This is a genomic window from Tolypothrix sp. PCC 7601, from assembly GCF_025677855.1.
Taxonomy (GTDB): Bacteria; Cyanobacteriota; Cyanobacteriia; order Cyanobacteriales; family Nostocaceae; genus Aulosira; species Aulosira diplosiphon.
The window spans coordinates 2933672-2958534 of the sequence record NZ_CP064879.1 but is presented as its reverse complement, the minus strand read 5'-3'; the positions used below and the strand labels follow the sequence as shown (position 1 = coordinate 2958534).

Sequence of the window (24863 nt, the reverse complement as noted above, 5' to 3'; positions counted from 1 at the left end):
AAGTAGCAAAAACCGCATTATAATAATTTTTTACAATCACCTTTAATAGTTAATACTCAATTGCGATCGCTAGTATGCTTTGAAATTGTAGAAATATGCCTTTTGATTGTAGACGGCTTGCGTGCAACTTATACAATCCAAACAAAAACCTCAATGACTATGACTAGCATTTAAGGGACTTCCAAATAAAAAAATATCCCAGTATTTATTGTGGGGTGGACATCTTGTCCGCCCAGATTATGTGGCGGGCAAGATGCCCGCCCCACAAGATGGAATAATTTATTTCTTGGAAATCCCTAATGCAATTTTTTTTGATAGGTAAACCAGCTCGTAGTCAGCACTTTACGTCTAGCTGCGAACTCATCAATATGGATTACCTAGAGCATTAATTAACCAGATACTAAGTACAAGAACTTCAAGTTTTTGTAAAAACTTGAAGCAGAATCTTGAAGGCTAAATTATTAACCCGGAATCCGGGTTTATTGTCATGTAGTTTTGAGTAAATAAGAAAACTAATATTATCAGGAAAAATTTTATGGCACTAGAACAGGTTAAAGCATTTTATGACCTATTAATGTCAGAACCAGCAATTTACGATCAATACCAAAACAAGTGCTGTAGCCGAGGATTTTTTGGCAGTTGTCATTGGGATAAAAGTAAAATTGTGAGATTTGCAGCGACTCACGGTTACAACTTCAATGAAAACGAGCTAGACCAAGTATGGTTTGAAACAGAGTCTAATTATGCTGATGATTCTTTGAATTTAGCCTAGTCGGGAACTTTTTTCTTAAATTTAAATCTGCTACCTGCTTGCACAGGCGAACTGGTTTTGTTTGTTTATAGCGTAGAAGAATATTGTGTGGAAAATAAGAATTGGTAGAAGACGCTTTCTTCTATCTAGAAAGCGTCTTGCAATGAAATTACCTTAAAAGGACGAACCAGCCTGCTTTAAAAACTCTATTTCCTCTGGAGTTGAAGGTCGTCCTAAAATACTATTGCGATGGGGAAACCGCCCAAAGCGCTCAATTATTTCCATGTGGCGAAAGGCATACTTAATAGCACCAGCACTCTCAGGATCGTGACTAATTTGCTGAAATAGCTTCACACAACGGCGCTGATCCTCTAAATTCTCACTATGCTCAAAGGGTAAATAGATAAACCAGCGTTGTACAGGCAAAAATTCGCGATCGTACTGTCTCGCCACCGCTTGCTGTGCTGCTGAAAGCGCTTCCCAATCAGTAGCAAAAGCTTCGGGAGTACCGCGAAACATATTCCGGGGAAATTGATCTAGCAGCAAAATCAAAGCTAAACAAGTTTCTGGTAAATCTACCCAATCATCTAAATATCCCGCAGCTGCTTTTTGGTAATCTTTCAGAAAACGGTTGGTCATTTCCCGATCAAAATCTGGTGTTTTGCTAAACCAAAAAGTCTGAGGTTTGCCATAACCAGGTTCATCAGGATGACCAAACCAGAATTCCAAAATAGCTTTTGCCTGTGACATTGCTGTTATTGACCTTTACAAAGCACTTGCCGCATTTTACGCATATTAGCAGGTAATTCAAAGTTCATTGCTTGTTGGATAATAATTGAAGGAATCAAGAGATTGGGAGTGGCTTGCACATTATAAGCAAGCAATGTGCCATTTCCGCAATCTTGTAACTCTAAATTAGCTTTAAAGTCTTCAAACGTTCCTTTTTCCATCCGAAACTGAATTTGCTGTCCCAAAACTTCCACAACATTCAGATAAATTTCTACCTGTGCTGTGAAAAATAAGAAAGCTTTTTGTGCAGCTTGGTACAGACGCTTAACTTCTCCTTTAGACACAACCTCACTTTTAGTAATGTCAGGAAAATAATGTACCCAACGGGGGTAGTCAGTTAATTGTTGCCAAACCTGCGATCGCACTAGTGGAACATACATCCAAGCAGTGACAGCACCACCCCACGCGGTGTGCGATTCCGTTTTTACCAAGATTTCACCCTGTATGAGCAATTTTTGCTCGTTTTGACTCCAAGGCATATCTGAACCTTTAATAGTTGAGTCTGAAATTTGAGACGCAGACATATTTCCTACCTTGACTCCTCAACTTATCCACATATATTTGAACTGCAAACCTACAAACTGGATCGAGTTCAACCCCTTAAATTCTAGTTGCAGTTCAACAGATCTATTTTCCGGAAATAGTGATTTCTCAGTAAATTTTTAGTGAATATACTGAGAGAATATGTATTTTAGATGAAGCAAATTTAAATAAAATATTGAAACGCTTTTACGCGAGTCACACTATTAAGTAAAAAAGGAAATTTATAAAGGATAGAATGGCACAAAGATTATCAAATATGCAAGTTACTTTCAAAAAATATTGATATTCAAGGAAAAATAGATGAGTCAATCTTCTTTAAATCGTAGATTAACCCAAGTTTTCGGTATCCTCTTAGGCATGGGAATAGCCGTATGGTTGCTGAGAGGGTTTGGGGTTCTGACTTTTCTCCCTGGTGGCATTATTTGGCTGTTATTTCTAGCAGCGATCGCAGTTGCAATTCTCAGTTACGTGCAAAAAACTTGGTGGCGGTTTTAGGGGATTGGGGAATGAGGGAGAAAAGGGGGAAAGGGGAGAAATTCCCATTACCAATTACCAATTACCTATTACCCAAAGACAAATGATAAACCCCCTCCCCAGTTAGTGATGGATGGTAGGAAGCCTATGGTAAAGTGCAGCAAAATCGGCAATTTACCAGGAGAAAGTACAATGTCTAAGTACATTTGTAGTGTCTGTGGCTATGAATACGACCCCGAAGTAGGCGATCCAGATAGTGGGGTAGAACCAGGCACAACTTTTGAAGAAATATCCGATGATTGGGTATGTCCGGTTTGCGGCGCTGCGAAAGAAGAATTTGAACCAGCAGAATAAGTGTGAAAATCACAGCTAGTACAAGTCGGCGTAAATAGCGCAAAGTTGGCGGTGTCGGTTTCCGTCCCGCCAAACTTTGTAAGAGAAACAGCCCATCTGTAATTGCTAAAAGGCTTGTGCTATAACTATGTCTTTCTTTTGACTTTTGACTTTTGACTTTTGCCTTGTTGTACTAGGCTAGAAAGTAGTTGTGATTGAGACCGATTGTAAACTTGTTACCGTTGAAAGTTGTAGTTATTGGGGGCGGGGCTGCGGGATTTTTTGGTGCGATCGCTTGCGCTAATGCTAATCCTCATGCCCAAGTTATTTTATTAGAAGCCAGCCGTCAGCCACTAGCAAAAGTCCGCATTTCTGGTGGTGGACGCTGTAATGTCACTCATGCTTGCTTTGAACCCGAGAGGCTGGTGCAAAATTACCCCAGAGGCGAAAAAGCCTTGCGGGGTGCTTTTTCGCGCTTTCTACCCCAAGATACAATAGCTTGGTTTGCTAAACGCGGAGTCACGCTGAAAACTGAATCTGATGGGCGGATGTTTCCTATCACCGATAGTTCAGAAACTATTGTTGAATGTTTGATGAATGCAGCCACCAACGCTGGGGTAGAACTGCGTGTTGGGACACCTGTGGTTGCAGTCAAACGAGAAACTGAGACAACAGGGTTTGAGATAATTTTGAAGTCGGGAGAGAAGCTAAAGTGCGATCGCTTACTCCTTGCCACAGGTAGCAGCCTGGTAGGGTATAAAATTGCCCAGGAGTTAGGTCATCAAATTGTATCGCCTGTCCCTTCCTTATTTACCTTCAATATTCCCGATCAACAATTAAGAGCATTAGCCGGAATCAGTGTTAACCCCGTACAGTTGCGTTTGCCTATGAGTGGTAAAGCTGCTTTACAACAAACTGGATCTGTACTGATTACTCATTGGGGTTTAAGTGGCCCCGCAGTTTTGAAGCTTTCAGCTTGGGGTGCGAGAGTCTTATATGAAAGCCGCTATCAATCGAAATTACTCATTAATTGGCTACCTGATTTGTCACCAGAACAAGTAAAGGAAAAAATCTTAGCTGTCAAAACTGAATGGGGAAAGCGACCGATTGCTCTACATCGTGGCGTTGACTTACCGCACCGTCTCTGGCAATATATTCTTACGCGTGTAGGTATAACTACAGAATACCGATGGGCAGAACTGTCTAACAAAACTTTAAACAAGATGTTGGCAGAGCTGACTCAAGGAGAATACTTAATTGCAGGTAAAGGAGCCTTTAAAGAAGAGTTTGTTACCTGTGGAGGTGTTAATCTTAAAGAAGTCAACTTTAAAACAATGGAAAGTAAGTTGATTCCAGGTTTTTACTTTGCAGGGGAAGTGTTAGATATAGATGGCGTGACAGGTGGGTTTAACTTCCAAAGTGCTTGGACTACTGCACATCTAGCTGGTATATCCATAGGAATGAATAATTAAGTTTTACTTAACTTAACAATTAGTTTTAGTAATTGTTCGGTAATTCTAGCATAAATACGTAATTAAAAATCTTCTTTATATTATCAACATAAAATAAATTTGGTGAGACATAAAAATTAAATACTCGGTAAAGATGCAGTGAATTTTGTAGGTATGCGAGCTAGAAATGTTAACTTCTAACTAGCGAACGCTCTTTCATGCGAAACCAAAAGTCGAGTTAGATGAAACAGATAGCTCTAAACACCAGGGACAATCTACCTACTGAAGTTCATCCCCCTCTCGAGATAGATTCATCAATTGTTAATTTGGTGAGACAATATCTAAGTAGTATTACCAGTTGGGGAGGCAAGTTCAGTAAGCTCTTTAATGAGATATTCGGAGGCTATGATGTGGGAATTACATTCTGCCAACCGGATATATGTTACCTCTTGCCAGCAACATAGTTTAGCTAATGCCTGACAATTGCTATAGCTAGAGCGAAAAGGCAATGTGGCAACCAAAACCTTAATTACTATAGTTAAGTAATGGATAAGCAAGCCACAAAAACCAAGAGGAAACCATAAATACTTACGTCTTGCTACTACGTAAAGTTTGAATTAAGAACTAATAAATAACCAGTTTAGCAGTCTCTTCGGCTGTAAATTTTCTACAAATTGAAGAGCAAGAACTCCTTGTGCATATATAAATTATTTGCACCTTGCTGCTGAACATAATTGCAGTGCTTACTTAACCTCGCACTCAAGTTTTTAATCAACCTAACTCAAGTTGCAATTCAGCAAACAAATATCCTTGCTGACTGAGAATAATCAAACTAAAGTTTATGACAATAAAAACTGTAACTAATGCCCCCTTCAGAGAGGCACCACTAGACTTACGCGCATCTGTACCTATTAGGCTAAGAAAGGGCTTATGGTGGCTACGATTCCTCACTCTAGGTTTACTAGACTCCACAGTTCTATTCCTAGCTTGGATATTGGCTAAATATCATACTGATGCTGTAGATTTCACTTGGCAAATACCAAGCACTTTTTCACCAATACTCATGACTATTGCTATTCAAATAGTAGCATTAGCCATTCAAGGTAATTATCAACCTGGAAAAAAGCGTTACGACTATTTAAATATTCTCAAAACATTAACTTTTGCCCACGGATTAATACTAGCTTTTGTATTTTTATACCAACCTGATGTTGAAATTTCTCGTACAACATTAATCTGGTCTTGGTTGCTCAGTACATCTTTAGTTAGTCTGGGCAGATTTGCCACAAATCTGACACTTGAACATCTTCGTCATCGCAAAATATTAGGACAGTCTTATGTTTTTATTATTTGCGATCCCGAAGATACCGAAAAGTTTATCAGCCTGATCAAAAAAGAAAAGCGTTACATCATCTGCGGAACTGCTAGTCCCAGATGTTTAGATCGTTACTATCGCCAAGAGACTTTAGAAAAACTCAATGATTTAGGCGTAACTGAAGTATTTATTGCTTGGAATGCCATCAAAAATAGAATGTTTATCCGTTGGCTATTTCAGTCATCTGGCATCCTGGTACATCTTTTGTCAGCGGAAATCAAAAACATTTATAGAAATGTAGAATTTAATGAGATTGGTGGCGTAACTTGTCTTAGCTTAGATTGCCCCATCATCACAGCCAAGGACTTTTGGATCAAAAGAAGTTTGGATTTTTGTTTAGCAGCAATCTTAATATTTTTGTTATCCCCAATTTTTCTGGCAATTTCTATAGCCATCAAGTTAGATTCTCCCGGCACAGTATTTTATCGACAAACCCGCATTGGTTTACGTGGCAGACCTTTCAAAGTATGGAAATTCCGAACAATGAGATCGGATGCAGAGAAACTGCAAAGAGAGTTAGAGGCATTAAACGAGACTAAAGATGGAATCATTTTTAAGATTAAAAATGACCCTCGCATTACCCGTGTAGGCTCATTCCTGCGTCGTTATAGCCTAGATGAAATCCCTCAACTTTTTAACATTCTTTGCGGAGAAATGAGTTTGGTTGGCCCTAGACCTTTACCTACCAGAGATGTAGATAAATTTTCTGAACATCATTTTATCCGTCATGATGTTTTACCTGGGATTACAGGTCTTTGGCAAGTTTCAGGCAGATCCAATATCTTAGATTTTGAACAAGTAATCCAGATGGATCTTAGCTACATTGAACATTGGTCACTTTGGCTAGATTTTGAAATTTTGTTCAAAACAGTCAAAGTAGTTTTGACTAAAGAAGGCGCTTATTAAACTCTATTAATTAGCAATACTGAGTACTCACACTATCCAGAAATATTAACTTGTGGAAGATAGCAAAATATCTAAAGCAAGTCACAAAACTGCGGTAGCTTCTGTATAAATCTAGTCTAAATATTCCATACCGAGTTTTACTCAAAAAAACAAAATCACACCAAAAATATAGATAATGGGAAAGACAAAAGTTCTCATCAATTCTCTGTCACTTTTAATAAATCGTCTGGCACAAGGAGTTACAACTTTTGTCTTAACTGCGGCTATAGCTCGTAATTTGGGAGCTTACGCTTTAGGTCAATACCTATTAGCAATTAGCTATTACTATATCTTTGTTAACCTTGCTTCTCAAGGTTTAAAGACTTTGTTTACGCGAGAACTTTCCCGTTCGCCAGAAGAAACTCCTGTTTATCTCGTGAGTGGGACTTTGTTGCAGCTAATTCTCAGCTTTATTGGCTACTTAGGACTTGTAGTTTGGGTATTTTTGTTACCCTATAGCGCTGACACATCAATTGTTTGTTACGTTATGGGTTTAGCTATTTTGCCCTTTGCGCTTTCTAACATTACAGAAGCGATTTTCCAAGCCCAAGAAAAAATGCATTTAATTACGATCTCAACAGTACCAATTTACATCCTGCGTTTATTGGTAATGCTTTGGGTTATGCAAATGCGTTATGGAGTAGTACATATTGCGGGTATATTAGTAATTTCTGAATTATTAATTACTATAATTCAGTGGATTTTACTCACTAGAATGATTCAACCTCAATGGCAAATTAAGCGAGACTTTATTTTCAATACTATCAAAGCTGCTCGGACATTTTTTGCTCTTGAAGGTGTAGGAATTATTGCTGGTAAGTTAGACGTACTCATACTCTCCCTGTTAGGGAATGAGTTTTTAATAGGTCTTTATGGCGCTGTTACACAATTGATGCAGCCATTTTATATTGTTGCCAATAGTGCAAATATGGCAGCCTTTCCCCGTATGTCTAAGGCAGTATATTTGGGTAAAGAAGAACAAAGAGAATCTACAGAAAATATTATTGAGCTTCTACTTTGTATGGGGTTACCTTTTGCATTAGGATTGTGGTTCTTTGGCAAAGATTTATTATTATTTGTTTATAAAGATCAAAGCTTTTTACAAGCAGATACAATTCTACATCTGATTTCATTAGGAATTATTGCAGGTACATTTTCTAAAGCACTCAGTTATTTGTTAATAGCTAACGGTCTAGAGAAGTTTAATCTTTTAGAAGTTGCTTTAACATCTACAGTTGGAGGATTAGCAGGGATAGTATTTATTTCACAGTATAAGTTATTAGGTGCCGCATTGATGGGGTTGGTGATGTCTTTAGTAAACTTTAGTTTATATATGTATGTTACATATCGCCGTCTCTTTTCATTGCGTCTATGGAATGTCCTGCGTCGTCCACTACTAATTACATTTTTAATGTTAATTGTATTTGTGCTATTAGAAAAGCTCAATTTAGATTTCTTAGTAATTTTAATTGCATCAATCTGTGCTTACGGCTTATTAATGGGTGCAATGACTGTGCAACAATTAGGAGGTATTCATAAAATCAGGCAGAAAATATTTAAAGAAGGCTAATTAACAGTATTTTTAACGATATCTCATGTCGTTAAAGATTAAATTTATTTGTTTACTGTCAAATAGCCAAAAATCAAAATGTTAGAGATGAGGTTACTCAATTACTAATACATAATAATTAAAATCTCAAGCATTTCATCCATTTTTTTAATTAAAATTTAATTGTAAATCAAATGGCTATTAAAGTCGCTTTACTCAATTTTTGCTTTGATGATTACACTATTGAATTAGCCAATAGCTTAGTCAATTATGTTGATTTAACTTTAATCCAGCAACAAAAGAGTGCCCCTGCTTGCAAAGGTGTACTCGATGAACGTATTCCAGTACTAAGATTTGAAAAACCACCCATGCGTCATCCTCGCAATATCCGTTCCATAGCCGAGATGATGCATATTATTCGAGAAGTTCAGCCTGATGTTCTCCATGTTCAAGAATCTAATGATATTTGGTATTTATTAAATCTTTTATTCGCTAAAATGCCGCCCCTAGTGACAACAATTCACGATGTGTTTGGTCACCCAGGGGATGGAGAACAAGTATTTGCTTCTCAATATACTCGACCTATAGCGTTTTATCGTTCCCAACAATTAATTGTCCATACACAACAGCATCAAGAAACTTTAAATCAACAATTTCGCATACCAAAAGACAAAATTAATATTCTGCCACATGGTGAGCTTGGCAGTTTATATCATCGCCGTACACAGAAATATAGCTCCCCGAAAGAACCAGCTACCTTGCTATTTTTTGGCAGAATTTGGCCGTACAAAGGCTTAAAATATTTGCTACAAGCAATGCCGTTAGTTGCTGAACGTATTCCTGATGTCAAGCTAATTATTGCTGGTAGAGGCGAAAATATTCATCAATATTTTCCGCATGGATATGATGAACAGCGCTACGAAATTATTAATAATTTTATTTCTAATGAAGATGTAGTGAAGTTATTTCAACGTAGCACAGCTACTATTCTGCCATATATTGAGGCATCTCAAAGTGGCGTAGCAGCTTTATCATATGGTATGGGAACGCCAATAATTGCTTCGGAAGTGGGAGGTTTAAAAGAGATAGTTCGCGATCAAGAAGATGGTTTATTGGTTCCACCGGGTGATGTGGAAGCCTTAGCAAAGGCAATTATTCATTTATTAAGTGATGATCAATTGCAGCAAAAAATGCAAATTGCAGCCCTATCTCGCTCTCAGCAAGACTTGAATTGGTCAAATATTGCTGCTCAGACAGTAGATGTTTACCACAAAACTATCAAATATGCGTAAATGAAGCACTTTTCAGTATCAGGATATGAAAAAACTTTTGGGATTTTTTGAGCGAGCATTCACAGTTTTGTCCCTGTTACATTATTCAGGTGGGCCACTAGTATTGATATTGATGGGTGGTCAAAGTGAGGGAGAAGCTCTAGTCCAGGATTTTGACTCTATCCCAGTTCGGATACTGTTCATCATTATTTATGCAATTACGCTATTGCTGCTGATTGCTCGCTGGAAAAAAGTAATTTATCTACTCCGCAAAGATAAATTTATCTGGAGTTTAGTGGCAATTGCAGTATGTTCTATTTTTTGGTCTTATGACCCAACTACTACACAGACTAGAGCTATTGGATTAGTAGGAACAAGTTTATTTGGAATTTACTTAGCTACACGTTATACCCTCAAAGAACAGCTCGAGTTATTGGCATGGACATTTGGTTTAGCAGTTATTTTAAGTTTGATGTTTTCTGTAGGATTACCCAAATATGGTGTAATGGGTGGGGTACATGCTGGAGCTTGGCGGGGTATTTACCCTCATAAAAATTCTTGTGGCATTATCATGATGCTAAGTGCGCTGGTATTTTTGCTACTTGCTATTGACAAGAAAGAAAGGTCTCTGCCTTTGTGGTTGGGATTTGGATTGTCAATAATCATGTTGTTAATGACAAGATCAACATCATCTCTTTTAAATTTTGGGAATATGATGTTCGCATTCTTCTTCTTTCGAGGATTACGCTTGCGATTAGATATGATGATTCCCGCCTTATGCTTTTTTGGTTCTATATTTGCCAGTTTATTTATCATCCTGCAGTCAAATAGCGATAGTATCCTGGCTTCTTTCGGTAAAGGTTCTAACCTCAGTGGTCGTACAGATCTATGGTTGGCTGTATTGGATATGATTTGGAAAAAGCCTTTGCTAGGCTATGGTTACGGTGCTTTTTGGCTAGGGGAAAATAGTGAAGCTGTTAATGTTTGGTACGCAGTTGGTTGGAAAGCACCTTATGCTCACAATGGATGGTTAGATATTTGGCTGACAGTAGGAATTTTAGGATTATTATTATGTGCATTAGGTTTTACATTCAGTTTAATACGGTCATTTATTTGGGTTTATCAAACCAAAACTGTTGATGCTTTTTGGCCTGGTATTTACATTACATATATCTTTTTAGCTAATATGACAGAAACAACATTTATGGTGCAAAATGATATATCTTGGGTGCTATATGTGGCAGTAGGACTCACAGTATTACTACCACCAAAAACTCATAATCAACAGTTAAATAAACAGAAATTTATTTGAAATAAATTATTTAATAATTTAAATCATGAATAAAATTAAAATATTGATGATTGGCGCAAGTCTTCAACAGAATGGAGGCATTGCAACTGCTGAGAAATTAATAATTAATTATATTAATTATCTTATAGATATTGAGCATATAACTAGCCACGATGAAGGTTCAATTGTCCACAGATTAATAGTATTTACTAAAGCTTTAATCAAGTTAATCTGGTGTCTGACAATTCAAAAAATTGCCCTTGTACATATTCATCTTTCAGATGGAGGGAGTGTTTTACGTAAAGCAATTTTGCTAATTGTAACAGCAATATTTGGCAAGCCTGTATTAATGCACGCTCATGGGGCAGAATTTCATGTAACTTACAGTAAATTACCGCTATGGGCACAAAAAACTGTCAGTTGGGTATTTCGCCAAAGCCAAGGATTTATCGTGCTTTCCAATACTTGGAAAGACTATTATGTGAGCAACTTAGGATTAAATCCAAAACAAGTGATTGTGATGCCTAATCCCACAGAAATACCTGCTGAAATTCCCAATCGGGCTAACTCTACTCAGCTAAATTTAGTTTTTTGTGGACGGGTAGGTCAACGTAAAGGTGCATTTGATTTAATTGAGGCGTTTGCTAAATTGCCTGATAGCCAAAAAGCTCATACCAAGTTGATTTTGGCAGGAGATGGTGAGATTAGCAAAGCACAAGAATTAGCCGATAATCTCAACCTAACAGAGAAGGTAACTTTTTTAGGTTGGATTGATGCAAAACAAATGAATGAGCTATTATCCCAAGCCAATATATTTGTTTTGCCTTCCTATAACGAAGGTCTACCTATGGCTATTTTAGAAGCTATGGGCTGGGGGTTACCCATAATTGCAACACCTGTTGGGGGTATACCTGAATTAATAGTTAACCAGCAAAATGGTCTTTTAGTTACCCCGGGAAATATACAAGAGCTATCGCAAGCGATACAATTATTAATTGCAGATGAAAGTTTACGCCTGGCTCTAGGGAAAGTTGCTAGAAAAAATGTTGAGCCGTTTGATATTAAAAATTATTGTCATAATTTAGCCGAAACCTATTATTCAATATCTAACTTTCATCCAACTGAGGAGATACTGCATGAGAATTAATATTTGTGGTGTGGAGATAGATAAATATAGTTTTGAGGAAGTTACTAGCCAAATTGTCAATCATGCGATTTCTAGGAGTCAGCCCGAATATGTGGTTACTCCTAATGCTATGCATATTTTAACTTTACAAAAAGATGCTTATTTTAGAGAAATTTACCGCCAAGCTTTTTTAGTAGTACCAGATGGTGTATCTCTTTTATGGGCCGCTAAATTTTTGCAAACCCCCTTAAACGGCAGAGTGAACGGCACAGATTTGTTTGAAAAGCTCTGTGCTGTAGCAGCAGAAAAAGGGTTAAAGATATTTTTATTAGGTGGTCGTCCGGGAGCAGCAGATCAAGCTAAACAAAAGCTCAAAGCTAGACATCCAAATCTGTCAATTGTGGGTACTTATTGTCCCCCTTATGGATTTGAAAACCAGCCAGAAGAATTAGCCGCAATTAATTCTAAAATTAAAGCTGCCTCTCCCGATATTCTATTTGTAGGATTGGGAGCACCCAAACAAGAGAAATGGATAGCTCAGAATTATCAAGAGTTAGAAGTACCAATTTCTGTTGGTATTGGCGTAAGCTTTGAGCTAGTGGCTGATATGGTCACAAGAGCGCCAGTCTGGATGCAAAAGTCAGGTCTAGAATGGTTGTTTCGGCTGATAGTTGAACCTAGCCGTTTGTGGAAGCGATATATCCTGGGCAATCCTACATTTATTTGGCTGGTATTGAAGCAGCGTTTTCAGACATTAATGTTGAACTAATCATCAATAAATAATCAGAGGGTAGAAGAGTGAAAATTAGTATTGGTATACTTGCTTATAACGAAGCTAATTGTATTAGCAACACACTGCAATCTTTATTTGCACAGAGTATATTTCAAACAGCTGATAGTAATACAGCAATTGAAATTGTGGTAGTACCCAATGGTTGCACTGATGAGACAGATGCGATCGCACGTACCACATTAGAAAAGTTAGTTCAGTCTACCGTTAATCCTGCTGTTTCTGGAAAAGTCTGCGAAGTTAAAGAAGCAGGTAAGCCTAATGCTTGGAATAATTACGTCCATCAGTTTTCTGACCCCAGTGCCGATTACATATTCCTGATGGATGCGGATATTCAATTTCTGGCTCCTACTACTCTGCATTCAATGGTAGAAGCTCTGGAAGTCAATCCTCATGCTTGTGTATCTGTAGATACATTAGTCAAGGATGTAGCCCTGAAGGAGAAGAAAAGTTTAATAGATCAGCTATCGCTGGCTGTTTCTAAAGTATCAGGAGCTAAATCAGTCTGGATTTGCGGGCAGCTTTATTGTGCTAGGGCTGACGTATTACGTAGAATTTGGATGCCCAAAGGTATTGAAGTAGAAGACGGCTTTTTGTGGAAGATGGTTGTGACCAACTTGTTAACTTCCCCAGAAGTACCAGAACGGGTGGTACGTGCTGATTCTGCATCCCATGTATTTGAAGCTTATACTGACATTCGTCGCTTACTCCGCCATGAACGATGGTTGATTTTAGCTAACACCATCAACACATTGATTTATGAAGACTTACAAGCCATCTGCAACCAGCACCAAGATGCAGGTGCAATTATCAAAGCTCGCAATGAACAAGATCCATTATGGGTCAGCAAGTTAATCCAAGCCAACGTTTCCCAAAAAAGCGGTTGGGTAATTCCCTCATGGTTGCTGTTACGTCGATTTAATAGCTTGCTGCAATTATCCTTACATAAGGCAGTGCTGTTTTTGCCTGTAGCAGTCACCGCATTTTGTGTAGACCTACTGGTTTGTTTGCAAGCCAATGATAAATTAAACAATTGGCAAGAATACATTTCTAATAAGGCGTGAATCTATCCAGTAGCAGTGATCAACTGTGTAGCCTAGAACGTTAAGGGTCAAGGATCATAGAGTCATAAGTCAAAAGGTGCATCTTCATTTTTCCCAGTCATACATCCCCGATCCCCACTACCCCCCAAGTTCCCCAGTCCCTATTTTCAAATCGATAAACTTAGCTCACAACATGAGGATGATGCGAAATGGTAAGAAATAGGATGCTGAATAGAAGAGGATTCTTGTACTTAGGCTTAGGAACAGCGGCAAGTATAGGTGCTTTGACAATTAGCAAAGCAATGCCCCCAAAGAAAACTATACCTGTATCGCCTTTACGCAGAGACTTTCAGGTAGTAGGACAAACTCCTTTAAAAATCCGTGCTGCTAGTAAGGGGTTAATTTATGGGGCAGATTGCGGCACTTTAAATTTAGAAGCAGAGCCAGAGCTAGCAAAACTGCTGGTCAGAGAATGCTCAATGTTAGTTGCTGGCTTTCTTAAGTGGGATTTACTACGTCCAACTCCCGATAGTTTTGATTTTAAGCGGGGCGATTGGTTCGCCAAATTTGCACGCAATAATAAGATGTTGTTGCGCGGACACACTTTAGTATGGTACATGTCTTTGCCTGCTTGGTTTAAAGAGACAGTTAACAAGCAAAATGCCAAGCAGTTTTTGACACAACACATTCAAAAAGTGATGGGTCATTATGCCGGACAAATGCATTCTTGGGATGTGGTCAATGAAGCGATCGCAGTCGAGGATGGATACTCTAGAGGTTTGCGAAAGATGCCTTGGTTAGAGTTTTTGGGGCCAGATTATATTGAAATGGCTTTTCGGATTGCAGCCCAAGCAGACCCCAAAGCTCAATTAGTATATAACGACTATGGGCTGGAATATGACACTCCTGAAAATGAAGCGAAAAGGAATGCCGTTTTAAAGTTACTCGAGCATTTAAAATCTAGAGAAGTCCCAATTCATGCCTTTGGCATTCAATCTCATCTGTTAGCTCATGAAACTCGCTTTAATCCTCAAAAATTACAAAAATTCTTGAAAGAAGTGGCTGACTTGGGTCTTAAAATCATGGTGACAGAGCTGGATGTCATAGACCAAGAATTACCTGCGGATGTGGCTGTTCGCGATCGCATAGTTGCTGCAGCTTATGAAGATTATCTAGGTGCAGTCTTAGAAGTACCAGCAGTTAACACTGTGATCAATTGGGGATTGAGCGATCGCCATACTTGGCTGGCAGAATTTCAAGCTCGTAAAGATGGCGCAGCAGTCAGACCCTTAGCCTGGGATGCTGACTTCAAACCGAAATTGGCATGGAATGCGATCGCCAGAGCTTTTGACAAAGCGCCTAAACGCTAAGTTTTAGTATTTTTACTGAAACCAATAACAGCTCTTATCAATAACTTCATGGTTTTTTAATCTAATTAGTATATACTACTGATACTAATTAGATAGTAGTCTTAATTTAAATAGTAATATTTAACGCCCATATCCAGTAAGTAGTTGTTTACTTCATTGCCTTGAACCTGCACTTTTGAAAACTTTTTGTTGGGATGAGCTATGGAATCAAGAGAATCTATTGATTTCGACTTGAGTCGTTATTTATCGATGGTGAAACGGCAATGGATACCGGCAGCCAGTATCTTTGCATCGACAGTGGCTCTTAGTGTTGTCGCAACAACATTGCTCAAGCCATCCTATGAAGCAGAAGGCAAACTATTATTTAAAACACCCACTTTTAATGTCGTGGGATCTGAACTCTTACCTAGCGAAAGTCAAGCTAGAGGGGACTTAAGACCTTTAGTATCAACTCAGAACCCGATTACTACTCAAATAGAAGTAATCACTTCACCTTTGTTGTTGCAAAAAACCATAGATGAACTACAACTAAAAAACAAAGAAGGTAAACCTTTAACACCAGAAGTACTCAAAAAAGCCCTAAATATTAAAATAATTGGTGGCACAGATGTGTTGCTAGTTAGCTATCAAAGTCCTAACCCTCAAGAAGCGGCCGCAGTAGTTAACAACGTGATGAATCTCTACTTAGAGAATGATATTCTCACCAATCGCGCCGAAGCGGAAGCAACACGCAAATTTATGGCTAAACAACTTCCTAACAATAGAAGTGCTGTTCAGGATGCGGAAGCGGCGCTCCGCATATTTAAACAAAAATATAACATCGTAGATTTGGCAGAGGAGACGCGATCTGCAGTTGCAATTATTGGCAATTTAGACAGTAACATTAACGGTGTTAAAGCTGACTTCGATCAAGCAACTGCTCAAACTAATGAACTGCGTCAAAAAGTAAATTTAAATTCTCAAGAGGCTCTTTCGGCAAGTGCTGTCAGTCAGTCACCTGCGGTACAAGGAATTCTCACTCAACTGCAAGACATAGACAGACAATTAGCCAGCGAACGCAGCCGATTCTTAGATGATAATCCAGTAATTATTAACTTAGAACAAAGGAAAACTAACTTACAAGCTCTCCTCAAACAAGAAATTGGCCAAACTGGTGCTGGGCCAGTCAATTATCCACCAAAAACCCTACAAATAGGGGAAACCAAACAAAACCTCATTAGAGATTTTCTGCAATCAGAAGTTCAACGTCGAGGTTTAGAACAAAAACTGACTTCGTTGTACAATTCTCGCTCTGTTTACGAACAAAGGGTAAGAATCATACCCCAACTAGAACAACAACAAAGGGATCTAGAAAGGAGATTGGAAGTTGCCCAATCAACCTACCAAACTCTCTTAAAAAAGGTTCAAGAATTACAATTAGCAGAAAACAATAATACACCAAATGCTCGAATCATTGCTAAAGGTTCTGTCCCCATCAAACCAACATTAGGACTGAAACCTTTCATTTTGGTGCTAGGTGTTTTATTAGGTGCATTTTTAGCCACCACTGCTGTCATCTTCTTAGAAACCAGAGATAGATCTCTGAAAACACTGAAGGAAATCAGAGAAATATTTGGTTATACCTTATTAGGCATAGTACCCTCATCTACGAAAAAGATTCGCTCTCGTTATCGCGAAACAGAGATAGCTACTCAAGAAATTGCAGTTATCGATTCACCTAGTTCCTTAACTAGCGAAATTTACCGGATGATTCAGGCTAATCTGAGATTCCTGAGTTCAGATAAGGTACTCAAAACCATTGTGGTGAGTAGCGCAGTTCCCAAAGAAGGTAAATCTACAGTTTCCGCCAACTTAGCAGCTGCGATCGCGCAATTAGGACGCAAAGTCTTATTAATTGATGCTGATATGCGAGTTCCGACACAGCATCATCTCTGGCAAATTACTAATACAGCGGGTTTGAGTGAAGTACTGGTAGGTGAAGCTGAATTCAAAACGGCTGCATCTAACGTCATTGAAAATCTAGATGTCTTAACAGCTGGGGTTAGACCTCCTAATCCATTAGCTTTGTTGGATTCTAAACGGATGGCGACATTAATTCAAGAATTCTCTAATCAATATGACTTTGTCATTATTGATGCTCCACCTCTATTGTTGGCTGCTGATGCTGTGACTTTAAGCCACATGACTGATGGCATTTTACTAGTGGCTCGTCCCGGGGTAATTGATTCTAACAGCGCTAATAATGCCAAAGAATTGTTACAGCGCTCCGGTCAAAATGTCTTAGGTTTATTAGTGAATGGCATCAATGAGAAAAATGAGTCTAGCAATGATTTCTATCATGCTAAAGAATATTTTAGTGCTGACACAGTAACAACGGAATCTGGAGCTGGAGTCAGAACTTGGAGCCAGAGATAATTCAATAACTAAAAAACCTAGTTAGTTATCAAGAAATCTCAGGGGTTTGCACCTCTGGGATTTTTTATTTTGGGAAGGTTTTGGATAGCACCTAAGAGGTTGTTTGAAAAGTCGGGTAGTTTGTAAAAAAACTCTCTCAGTGTAAGCTGCGAATAGTGAAAGACACAGCACCGAGAGAGTGACATGAGTAAAGCATACCCCAGCAACTTGACCCATGTTCAATATGAACTTATTAGCTCATCGTTCGCGTAATCGATTCTGAAAATAAAGAATTCATCAAAATGGTTAAAAGGCTTACAACAAAAGGATTAATCGCATCAAACTTTTATCCATATACCCTTTAGAGGCGTGGTTAGTTCACAGTGCGATGACGGTGCGATCGCACCGATACATTCAGATTCCTACTGAAATCTTTGAGGGAAATCGGGTAAGTGTAAGCTTTCTATTCTGATTACCAAAACCAAAGCTATATATAGTAGGAATTTCATGGTTTTTTGGGAATTAATTATTTCCGATTTGGATTACGCGAATGGTGAGTATTAGTGATTTAATTCCAGAACCAAAAAGAGGTGGTCGTCCTCGCGAAGTTGAGATGTGGGAAGTCCTCAATGCCATCTTTTATATCCTGGTAGAAGGAGTGAGATGGCGAGCCTTACCAGGCGACTTTCCTCCTTGGCAGACAGTCTATACATATTTTCGCAACTGGCGTAAAGACGGGACGTGGTTGAACATCCACGACCATTTGCGGGAGTGGACGAGAATCGATATTGAGCGCCGCCCGAGTCCATCAGAGGCAATCATCGATAGTCAAAGTGTGAAAACTGCTGCAATGGTACATAAAGCCGTGGGCTACGATGCAGGCAAGAAAATTAAAGGGCGCAAGAGATTCATAACAGTCGATACCTTGGGTTTAGTCTTGCGGGTCTTGGTTGCAGCTGCCAATGTAGGTGAGCGTGAAGGAGGTAAAAAAGTTCTCAAAAGAGTCAAAAAATCTAAAAACCAAGTATCTCGATTGACAACCATTTGGGTCGATGGCGGCTTTGATGGGGAACCGTTTATGCAGTGGGTAATGAATTTTTGTCGTTGGATTGTGCAGGTTGTTCTGCGACCAGAACAAACCAAGGGCTTTACTGTACTTAAAAAACGGTGGGTCGTTGAACGTACTTTTGGATGGTTGATGGGATGCCGGCGACTAGTCAGAGACTATGAGCTATTACCCGAAACATCGGAGACGTTTATCTACCTTGCCATGATCCGAATTATGGTTCGGCGATTAGCATAAAATTTAACTCCTCAAAACTTTTCAAACATCCTCTAAGACTGATCGGTTAAGGGCAAAAGGGTAAGGGTGAAAGGTTTCCCCTTACCCCAAACCAAATTAAGAGTTTAAAATCTTTAACCGAGCAGTATTGGGATAGTACCTTAAGAATTAACGATTTGTCTGGGGTTATCTACAAAACTTCTGATGAAGAGAAGGAATATCATTGCTGAAACCCTACTTTGGTTAAAAAATATTACTGATTTTTCATTGATGTTTTGGCGAAAAGATAAGAAAACATAATTTTTGTAAGCGCGATCGCCTCCACCTATATTCACTAAAAATTCTGGCAATACTTTCTACCAAAGGTTTTTAACTACGAAAAACAAGCATTTACAACTACCCTGTGTGCTGTATCCAGTTAAAATCAAGCAATTATTTTTCTAGATTTTTGCGGAATGTATCATCATAGGCTGGAAGTCAATGTTGCGATTTAATCTTTAGGAATTGCTACCTAGTTCAATAGTTAGCGCTAGTATATCTATGTCTTTTTTCGCAGTATAAATATGGTGCAAAATTTTTACGTAAATCCAGGGACAGGCAATGATAACAACTCTGGTACTCAACAAGCCCCCTTTAAAACTATTACCAAAGCTCTCAAAGTTGCTACTCCAGGCACCAAAATTCAACTGGCAGAAGGTACTTACAATGCAACTACTGGTGAAGTTTTCCCGCTAACTGTGGCATCTGAGGTAACGGTAGTAGGTAATGAAGCCAATAAAGGTAGCGGTATTTTAATTGAAGGTAGTGGTAACTATCTCAGCCGTACTTTTGCAGGACAAAATGTCACATTTGTGATGCTGAATGGGGCACAACTGCGGGGTGTAACTGTAACAAATCCAGCTAGTCGTGGTTCTGCTGTCTGGGTAGAATCTGGTAGACCAACAGTTGCAAATAGCACGTTTACTCAATCTAAGCGTGAGGGAGTGTTTGCGACTGGCGATGCTGATCCAGAGATACTCAGCAATGTGTTTTCTGAAAATGCTGCTAATGGTGTTTCTATAGCGAAAAATGCTAAAGGGCAAATTCAAGGTAACACCTTCTTCAAAACAGGTTTTGGCATTGCCATTAGCGATGCAGCTGCACCCACACTCATAGATAACAAAATATCTGAAAATCGCTCTGGAATTGTTATTTCTGGGACAGCACGCCCTATACTACGTAATAATTTCAGCGAAAAAAACACTGATGATGGTCTAACAGTGATTGCCAGCGCCTTACCAGATTTAGGCAACGCTATTAGTCCTGGGGGTAACGTCCTACGCAACAACGGTAAATTTGATTTGCAAAATGCAGGTAGCAATAAATTGATATCTGTAGGAAATCAAATCGACCCAACTAAAGTCAGCGGTAGCATAGAGTTCGCAGCGAGTCCGGTGACACCAACACCAACGCCAACGCCAACACCCACACCAACGCCGACACCCACACCAACGCCGACACCAACCCCAACGCCGACACCAACCCCAACGCCGACACCAACCCCAACGCCGACACCAACCCCAACACCAACCCCAATACCAGTCCCAACACCAACACCTGCACCTACTGACTTAACCGATATTGGCAATCATTGGGCTGCTGCTTTTATTCGGGAATTAGTAAAACAGCAAATAGTTAGCGGTTTTCCCGATCGCACATTTAAACCTGATGCGACAATGACTAGGGCGCAATATGCTGCCTTATTAGTCAAGGCTTTCAACCCATCTCCCAACCGGGCTGCTAGCAAATTTAAGGATGTACCAGCAGACTTTTGGGCAGCTAAAGTAATTCAACAAGCATACCAAGGTCTGTTTTTAGCTGGTTTTCCTGATGGGACTTTCCACCCCAATCAAAATATCCAGCGCGTGCAAGTTATCGTCTCGTTGGTGAATGGGCTGGGGTTATCTGCGGATGATACAACATCTTTCCAATTTGATGACCAAGCTAAGATTCCTGACTATGCCAAGGATGAAATAGCAAAAGCATTAGACAAGAAAATTATCGTCAATTACCCCAACCCCAAACAACTCAACCCTACCCGCGATGCTACACGCGCTGAGGTAGTGGCGCTAGTTTACCAAGCTTTAGTCGATGCCGGTCGTGTAGCGGCGATTAACTCGCCTTATATCGTTAGTGCTTGATGTCTTGAAACTACCCTCACTTGAGTGACGGGGATTCTACATTCACAGACTCGCCGATCAATTTTTTTTAAGGGCACGGCATCCACAATATTTTGGCATATCAAATATATGACTGGTGCTGTGCCCTACCCATCTGTTGCGTTCTTTTTTCCAAATTGTCTAATTTTAGATTTTAGATGTGAAATTTTAAATCTTCTAAAATTTTCAATCATCTAAAATCCAAAATAGATTTATAGTTCCCGGATAATGCGGCAAGGATTACCCGCAGCAACTACATTTGCTGGTATATCTTTGACTACTACACTTCCTGCACCAATAGTAGTATTTTCACCAATTGTTACACCAGGACAAATAATTGCACCACCGCCAATCCAGACATTATTACCAATAGTAACTGGGGCAGCTAGTTCTCTACCAGAAAGCCGAATATCCGGTGATGTGGGATGGTAAGCAGCGTATATTTGCACATAAGGGGCGCACAACACATTGTCACCGATATGAACTGTATTGCAATCTAAAATTACACAACCATAGTTCATATAAAATCCATCGCCAGCATAAATATTACTGCCATAGTCACAATGAAATGGCGGCACAATAGATACTTTTTTCCCTATCTTCCCGAATAATTCTTGCAAAATTTGTCGTCTTTGCTCTTGTTGTTCTTCTGTTGTAGCGTTGTACATTCGTAAGAGACGACTGGCTCGCTTGTTATCACTTGCTAATTCTGCATCTTCTGCAAGATATAATTCGCCGGAGAGCATTTTCTGCTTTTCTGTCTTTTCCATAACAGAATTTTTAGATCTCCTCAAATAGGATTGATAGCATAGGGAAAATTCAGAATTATTTTAGATTTTCCTCTTGACTTGGCAATCATAAGCTTAATTGCTTATAAGTACTGTAGTCATACCAATGCTGTCCTATTCATAACTAAATAGAGAGTTACCCGACAACTAGCTAATGGATGATTGTGGCACAGGCTACTATCTATAACAGTCGATCAAAATATTCCATAACGCGCCTTTCCCTGACGTTTTGCACGGTACATAGCAATATCAGCATCACGGAGTAGATTTTGTGGTTCGTCATAACCATGACCGCTCAAAGCAATACCAATGCTAGCTGTGGGACATATTTGATATCCATTAATGTTGAGTGGGATGCTTAAAGATTCTTGAATACGTTTGGCTACATTGGTAGCGTCCGTAACATCTTTGATATCCTCTATCAGTACAGCGAACTCATCACCACCAAACCTGGCTACGGTGTCACCACTACGCAAACATGACTCTAAGCGGCGCGCGATCGCTACTAAAAAATCATCTCCTATGGAGTGACCAAAGCGATCGTTAATTCCTTTGAAGCCGTCTAAATCTAAAAATAAAACGGCAAAATTGTAGTCGTTCCGCCGTTTGCTACGTTCGATTGTTTGTCTGAGGCGATCTATAAACAAAACTCGATTGGGTAGCGCAGTCAGTGCATCATGACAAGCATTCCGCAACAGTTGGGCTTCTATTTGCTTGCGTTTAGTAATATCCTGAAGCACTAAAACCGCACCACTAATGTTTCCATCCAAATCACGGATGGGTGCTACACAATCACCAATCGGTACTTTTTTCCCATCCTTGGCCAGCAGGGTGCAGTTGTCTGGGAGATTTAAAACTTCACCTGCTTGGATTGCCTGTGTAGCTAAATTATCTATTATTACTTCATCCATATCTTTATCAATTAGGCTGACAACTTCTACTAAATCCTTGCCATAGGCTTCTTCTTGCTTCCAACCTGTGAGTGCTTCCGCTACGGGATTCATCATTTGGATACGGCCATTAGCGTATGTCACAACTACTGCACAGCCCATGCTATTAATAATTGCTGTCAGCCTTTGTCTTTCCTCCTCAAATTTCCTGCTGATTTGGTGCTTGTAAATAGCCATTTCCACAGCAAAATGTAAGTCTTTTTCAGCACATTGTTTCGGAATATGACCGAAAGGCTCACTTAGTTGCTGTTGATGTAATTTAATTTCTTCCGAATAGTCCGTTAAATATAAAACGGGTATGTGGAAGTGGTTTTGGATAATATCCACAATTTTGATACCATTGATTTCCCTTGCTAAACAGATATCAATTAATACTAAATGTGGATTTGTCTCTGCTACTTTCTGGAGGACATCATCATCTGAAGCAGTAATTTCTGGAACGGAATATCCTAACTTCTGCAAACTATTTCTTATGTCTAAAGCTAGGAATTTTTCATCTTCAACAACTAGGATTTTGTGGTCGAACATGTTAGGCTAATCTGTTGGCTAAGGTTCCGATTTTATTTTCAGTCTCTACTCACTCTGAAAATTAATAATCCTATGATAATCAATCTCTAATCTACCTGTGTAGTTGCTTGACTAAAATAATCACTAAGTTTTCAATCATTGTCTTTTGCTTTTACTGATACAGTTAATATCCAGTTCATAACTCAAGATACAATTGAGAAATGTAAATTACCATACAATTACAAAAAACCAAAGACATATTTTAGAAATTGAGAAATTCTTAATAATTAAAAATTACTAAAAATGCAATATATACGTACGGTTACAATTTACTTACAGGTTAATAAAATTACTTTTGAATAAAACAATATAAGTAATTGCGAGATATATCAAGTCAATGCAAGCATTCTGGCGCTCTCTTGCTAAATAGACTTGTTTTTTTGATACAGTTTTTAATTATTAGTTAACTATAGGAAATAAGGCTTTTAAATTACTGAATATATAACTTTATTAATGTATAATAGTACACATTAAATTTATATAGACGTAAAAGATAAAGCCTGAATTGCTCATTTTAAATAGTTAATAGATAAATTGCTGGATGTATAAAATAAATAGATAAAAAAATATTACTTAAAACATCCGGAAAATCTGATGCCAGGCATGATAAAAGATGAGAAATAAAACTAGTTAATGGCGAAAGCCTTTAATTGCAGAATTTTTATGTTAACTGCTGGCACAAAAGTAGCTAGCAAAAAGCCCTACCAATGAAAAAATTGTCAGCACCATGTATGGCGAAGGGACACATTAGGATAAATCATTAAAAATTCCCTAAAACCATAAAAAAAATCTATAGCAGTCCTAATTGACTGAGTAAGAAAAAGAAGCAACTCAACTAAGATATTGAGAAACAGATTTTGCTCACGTTTGACTTTGGACTGCCATAGTAAGTTTTAGGTAATAGCTTGAGTTTTTGTCAGTTCAATGCTAATTTTTCCGCCAAAGTCTGGGATAGGTGCAGCAGGTTTACTGAGTGTTACTTGAACTTGAGTAACACGATCGCAATCTTGGAGGATAGAGTCTGCAATTGTACCAGCTAACTTCTCTACTAAAGCAAACTTGGATGACTTCACGAGATGTTGTACCAAGCTGATCACACTGCGATAATCTAGAGTATCTGCGATCGCATCAGTTTGAGCAGGCTTGCTCAGATCCAACCATAACTTAACATCTACTTCAAACCATTGTCCTAATACCTGTTCTTCAGGTAAATACCCCGTGTAACCATAGGCTCGAATTCCCGTTAAATGAATGCAGTCCATAATCTCAGCGCGAAATTTGCATTTTGGATTTTAACGTTAGTTTGGGGCATGGGGCATGGGGCATTGGGCATTGGGTAATTGGTAATGGGTAATTGGGTATTTGTTATTTCCCCTCATCTCCCTCATCCCCCTAATCTCCCTAATCTCCCTCATCCCCCTAATCTCCCTCATCCCATCTCCCTCATCCCCCTCATCCCCCTCATCCCCCTCATCCCCCTCATCCCCCTCATCTCTCTTCTCCATCACTCAGCACTCAATAGACTCATAACCCTGAAAAATATGCAAAAATGCTATGGCGCTGGTTACCAACGCTGCTAACTT

At 38.9% G+C, this 24863-nt stretch carries 21 protein-coding genes; 15 read left to right on the top strand and 6 right to left on the bottom strand.

All coding sequences use genetic code 11. From position 1 onward, the window contains the following. Positions 1-535 precede the first annotated feature (535 nt). Positions 536-772, top strand: coding sequence for a Nif11-like leader peptide family natural product precursor (locus HG267_RS12345; protein WP_045869242.1), 237 nt, complete (start codon positions 536-538; stop codon positions 770-772). A gap of 153 nt (positions 773-925) precedes the next feature. Here the strand turns inward: HG267_RS12345 and HG267_RS12340 are convergent, their stop codons facing one another. Both HG267_RS12340 and HG267_RS12335 read right to left on the bottom strand, forming a co-directional pair. Beyond that, positions 926-1501: a DUF924 family protein gene (locus HG267_RS12340; protein ID WP_045869241.1), complete on the bottom strand. Its 576-nt coding sequence runs from the start codon at positions 1499-1501 to the stop codon at positions 926-928. Between the two features lie 5 nt (positions 1502-1506). After that, a complete protein-coding gene (locus HG267_RS12335; RefSeq protein ID WP_045869240.1) occupies positions 1507-2064 on the bottom strand; it encodes an SRPBCC family protein in 558 nt (185 codons plus the stop codon). A 319-nt stretch (positions 2065-2383) separates the two neighbouring features. On the opposite strand from HG267_RS12335, the gene HG267_RS12330 reads away from it, so the two are divergent. From HG267_RS12330 to HG267_RS12265, 14 genes are all read left to right on the top strand, one after another. After that, positions 2384-2578 (top strand): hypothetical protein, encoded by a 195-nt coding sequence (locus HG267_RS12330; protein WP_045869239.1) that lies wholly within the window; start codon positions 2384-2386, stop codon positions 2576-2578. 171 nt (positions 2579-2749) lie between these two features. Next, positions 2750-2911, top strand: a complete 162-nt coding sequence (gene rd, locus HG267_RS12325; RefSeq protein WP_045869643.1) for a rubredoxin — start codon at positions 2750-2752, stop codon at positions 2909-2911. A gap of 212 nt (positions 2912-3123) precedes the next feature. Further along, positions 3124-4362 carry an NAD(P)/FAD-dependent oxidoreductase gene (locus HG267_RS12320; protein ID WP_045869238.1) on the top strand — a complete coding sequence of 413 codons (1239 nt, stop codon included), beginning with the start codon at positions 3124-3126 and terminating at the stop codon, positions 4360-4362. Between the two features lie 820 nt (positions 4363-5182). Continuing rightward, on the top strand, positions 5183-6622 hold the full coding sequence (locus tag HG267_RS12315; RefSeq protein WP_045869236.1) for a sugar transferase: 1440 nt from the start codon (positions 5183-5185) through the stop codon (positions 6620-6622). Between the two features lie 175 nt (positions 6623-6797). Then, positions 6798-8231, top strand: coding sequence for an oligosaccharide flippase family protein (locus HG267_RS12310; protein ID WP_045869235.1), 1434 nt, complete (start codon positions 6798-6800; stop codon positions 8229-8231). Between the two features lie 173 nt (positions 8232-8404). Continuing rightward, positions 8405-9502 carry a glycosyltransferase family 4 protein gene (locus HG267_RS12305; RefSeq protein WP_045869234.1) on the top strand — a complete coding sequence of 366 codons (1098 nt, stop codon included), beginning with the start codon at positions 8405-8407 and terminating at the stop codon, positions 9500-9502. Between the two features lie 25 nt (positions 9503-9527). Further along, entirely contained in the window at positions 9528-10793 is a 1266-nt protein-coding gene (locus HG267_RS12300) for an O-antigen ligase family protein (RefSeq protein ID WP_045869233.1), read from the top strand. 25 nt (positions 10794-10818) lie between these two features. Then, positions 10819-11919 carry a glycosyltransferase family 4 protein gene (locus HG267_RS12295; protein WP_045869232.1) on the top strand — a complete coding sequence of 367 codons (1101 nt, stop codon included), beginning with the start codon at positions 10819-10821 and terminating at the stop codon, positions 11917-11919. Next, on the top strand, positions 11909-12667 hold the full coding sequence (locus HG267_RS12290; RefSeq protein ID WP_045869231.1) for a WecB/TagA/CpsF family glycosyltransferase: 759 nt from the start codon (positions 11909-11911) through the stop codon (positions 12665-12667). The genes HG267_RS12295 and HG267_RS12290 overlap by 11 nt, the downstream gene beginning before the upstream one ends. Positions 12668-12696: 29 nt before the next feature. Continuing rightward, positions 12697-13752, top strand: a complete 1056-nt coding sequence (locus HG267_RS12285) for a glycosyltransferase family 2 protein (RefSeq protein ID WP_045869230.1) — start codon at positions 12697-12699, stop codon at positions 13750-13752. A 188-nt stretch (positions 13753-13940) separates the two neighbouring features. Further along, positions 13941-15101 (top strand): endo-1,4-beta-xylanase, encoded by a 1161-nt coding sequence (locus HG267_RS12280; RefSeq protein WP_045869229.1) that lies wholly within the window; start codon positions 13941-13943, stop codon positions 15099-15101. Between the two features lie 201 nt (positions 15102-15302). Next, on the top strand, positions 15303-17516 hold the full coding sequence (locus HG267_RS12275) for a GumC family protein (RefSeq protein WP_045869228.1): 2214 nt from the start codon (positions 15303-15305) through the stop codon (positions 17514-17516). Positions 17517-18045: 529 nt separating this feature from the next. After that, entirely contained in the window at positions 18046-18798 is a 753-nt protein-coding gene (locus HG267_RS12270) for an IS5 family transposase (RefSeq protein WP_045869227.1), read from the top strand. Positions 18799-19340: 542 nt separating this feature from the next. After that, positions 19341-20957 (top strand): DUF1565 domain-containing protein, encoded by a 1617-nt coding sequence (locus tag HG267_RS12265; protein WP_045869226.1) that lies wholly within the window; start codon positions 19341-19343, stop codon positions 20955-20957. Between the two features lie 230 nt (positions 20958-21187). Here the strand turns inward: HG267_RS12265 and HG267_RS12260 are convergent, their stop codons facing one another. From HG267_RS12260 to HG267_RS12245, 4 genes are all read right to left on the bottom strand, one after another. After that, the gene (locus tag HG267_RS12260; RefSeq protein ID WP_045869225.1) at positions 21188-21745 is read right to left on the bottom strand and encodes a sugar O-acetyltransferase; all 558 of its coding nucleotides are present in this window, start codon (positions 21743-21745) and stop codon (positions 21188-21190) included. A 212-nt stretch (positions 21746-21957) separates the two neighbouring features. Further along, complete coding sequence (locus tag HG267_RS12255; RefSeq protein WP_045869224.1) at positions 21958-23241, bottom strand: diguanylate cyclase domain-containing protein; 1284 nt, start codon at positions 23239-23241, stop codon at positions 21958-21960. 932 nt (positions 23242-24173) lie between these two features. After that, the gene (folB, locus tag HG267_RS12250; RefSeq protein ID WP_045869223.1) at positions 24174-24542 is read right to left on the bottom strand and encodes a dihydroneopterin aldolase; all 369 of its coding nucleotides are present in this window, start codon (positions 24540-24542) and stop codon (positions 24174-24176) included. 36 nt (positions 24543-24578) lie between these two features. Further along, positions 24579-24785 carry a hypothetical protein gene (locus HG267_RS12245; RefSeq protein WP_045869222.1) on the bottom strand — a complete coding sequence of 69 codons (207 nt, stop codon included), beginning with the start codon at positions 24783-24785 and terminating at the stop codon, positions 24579-24581. Between the last annotated feature and the right edge of the window lie 78 nt (positions 24786-24863).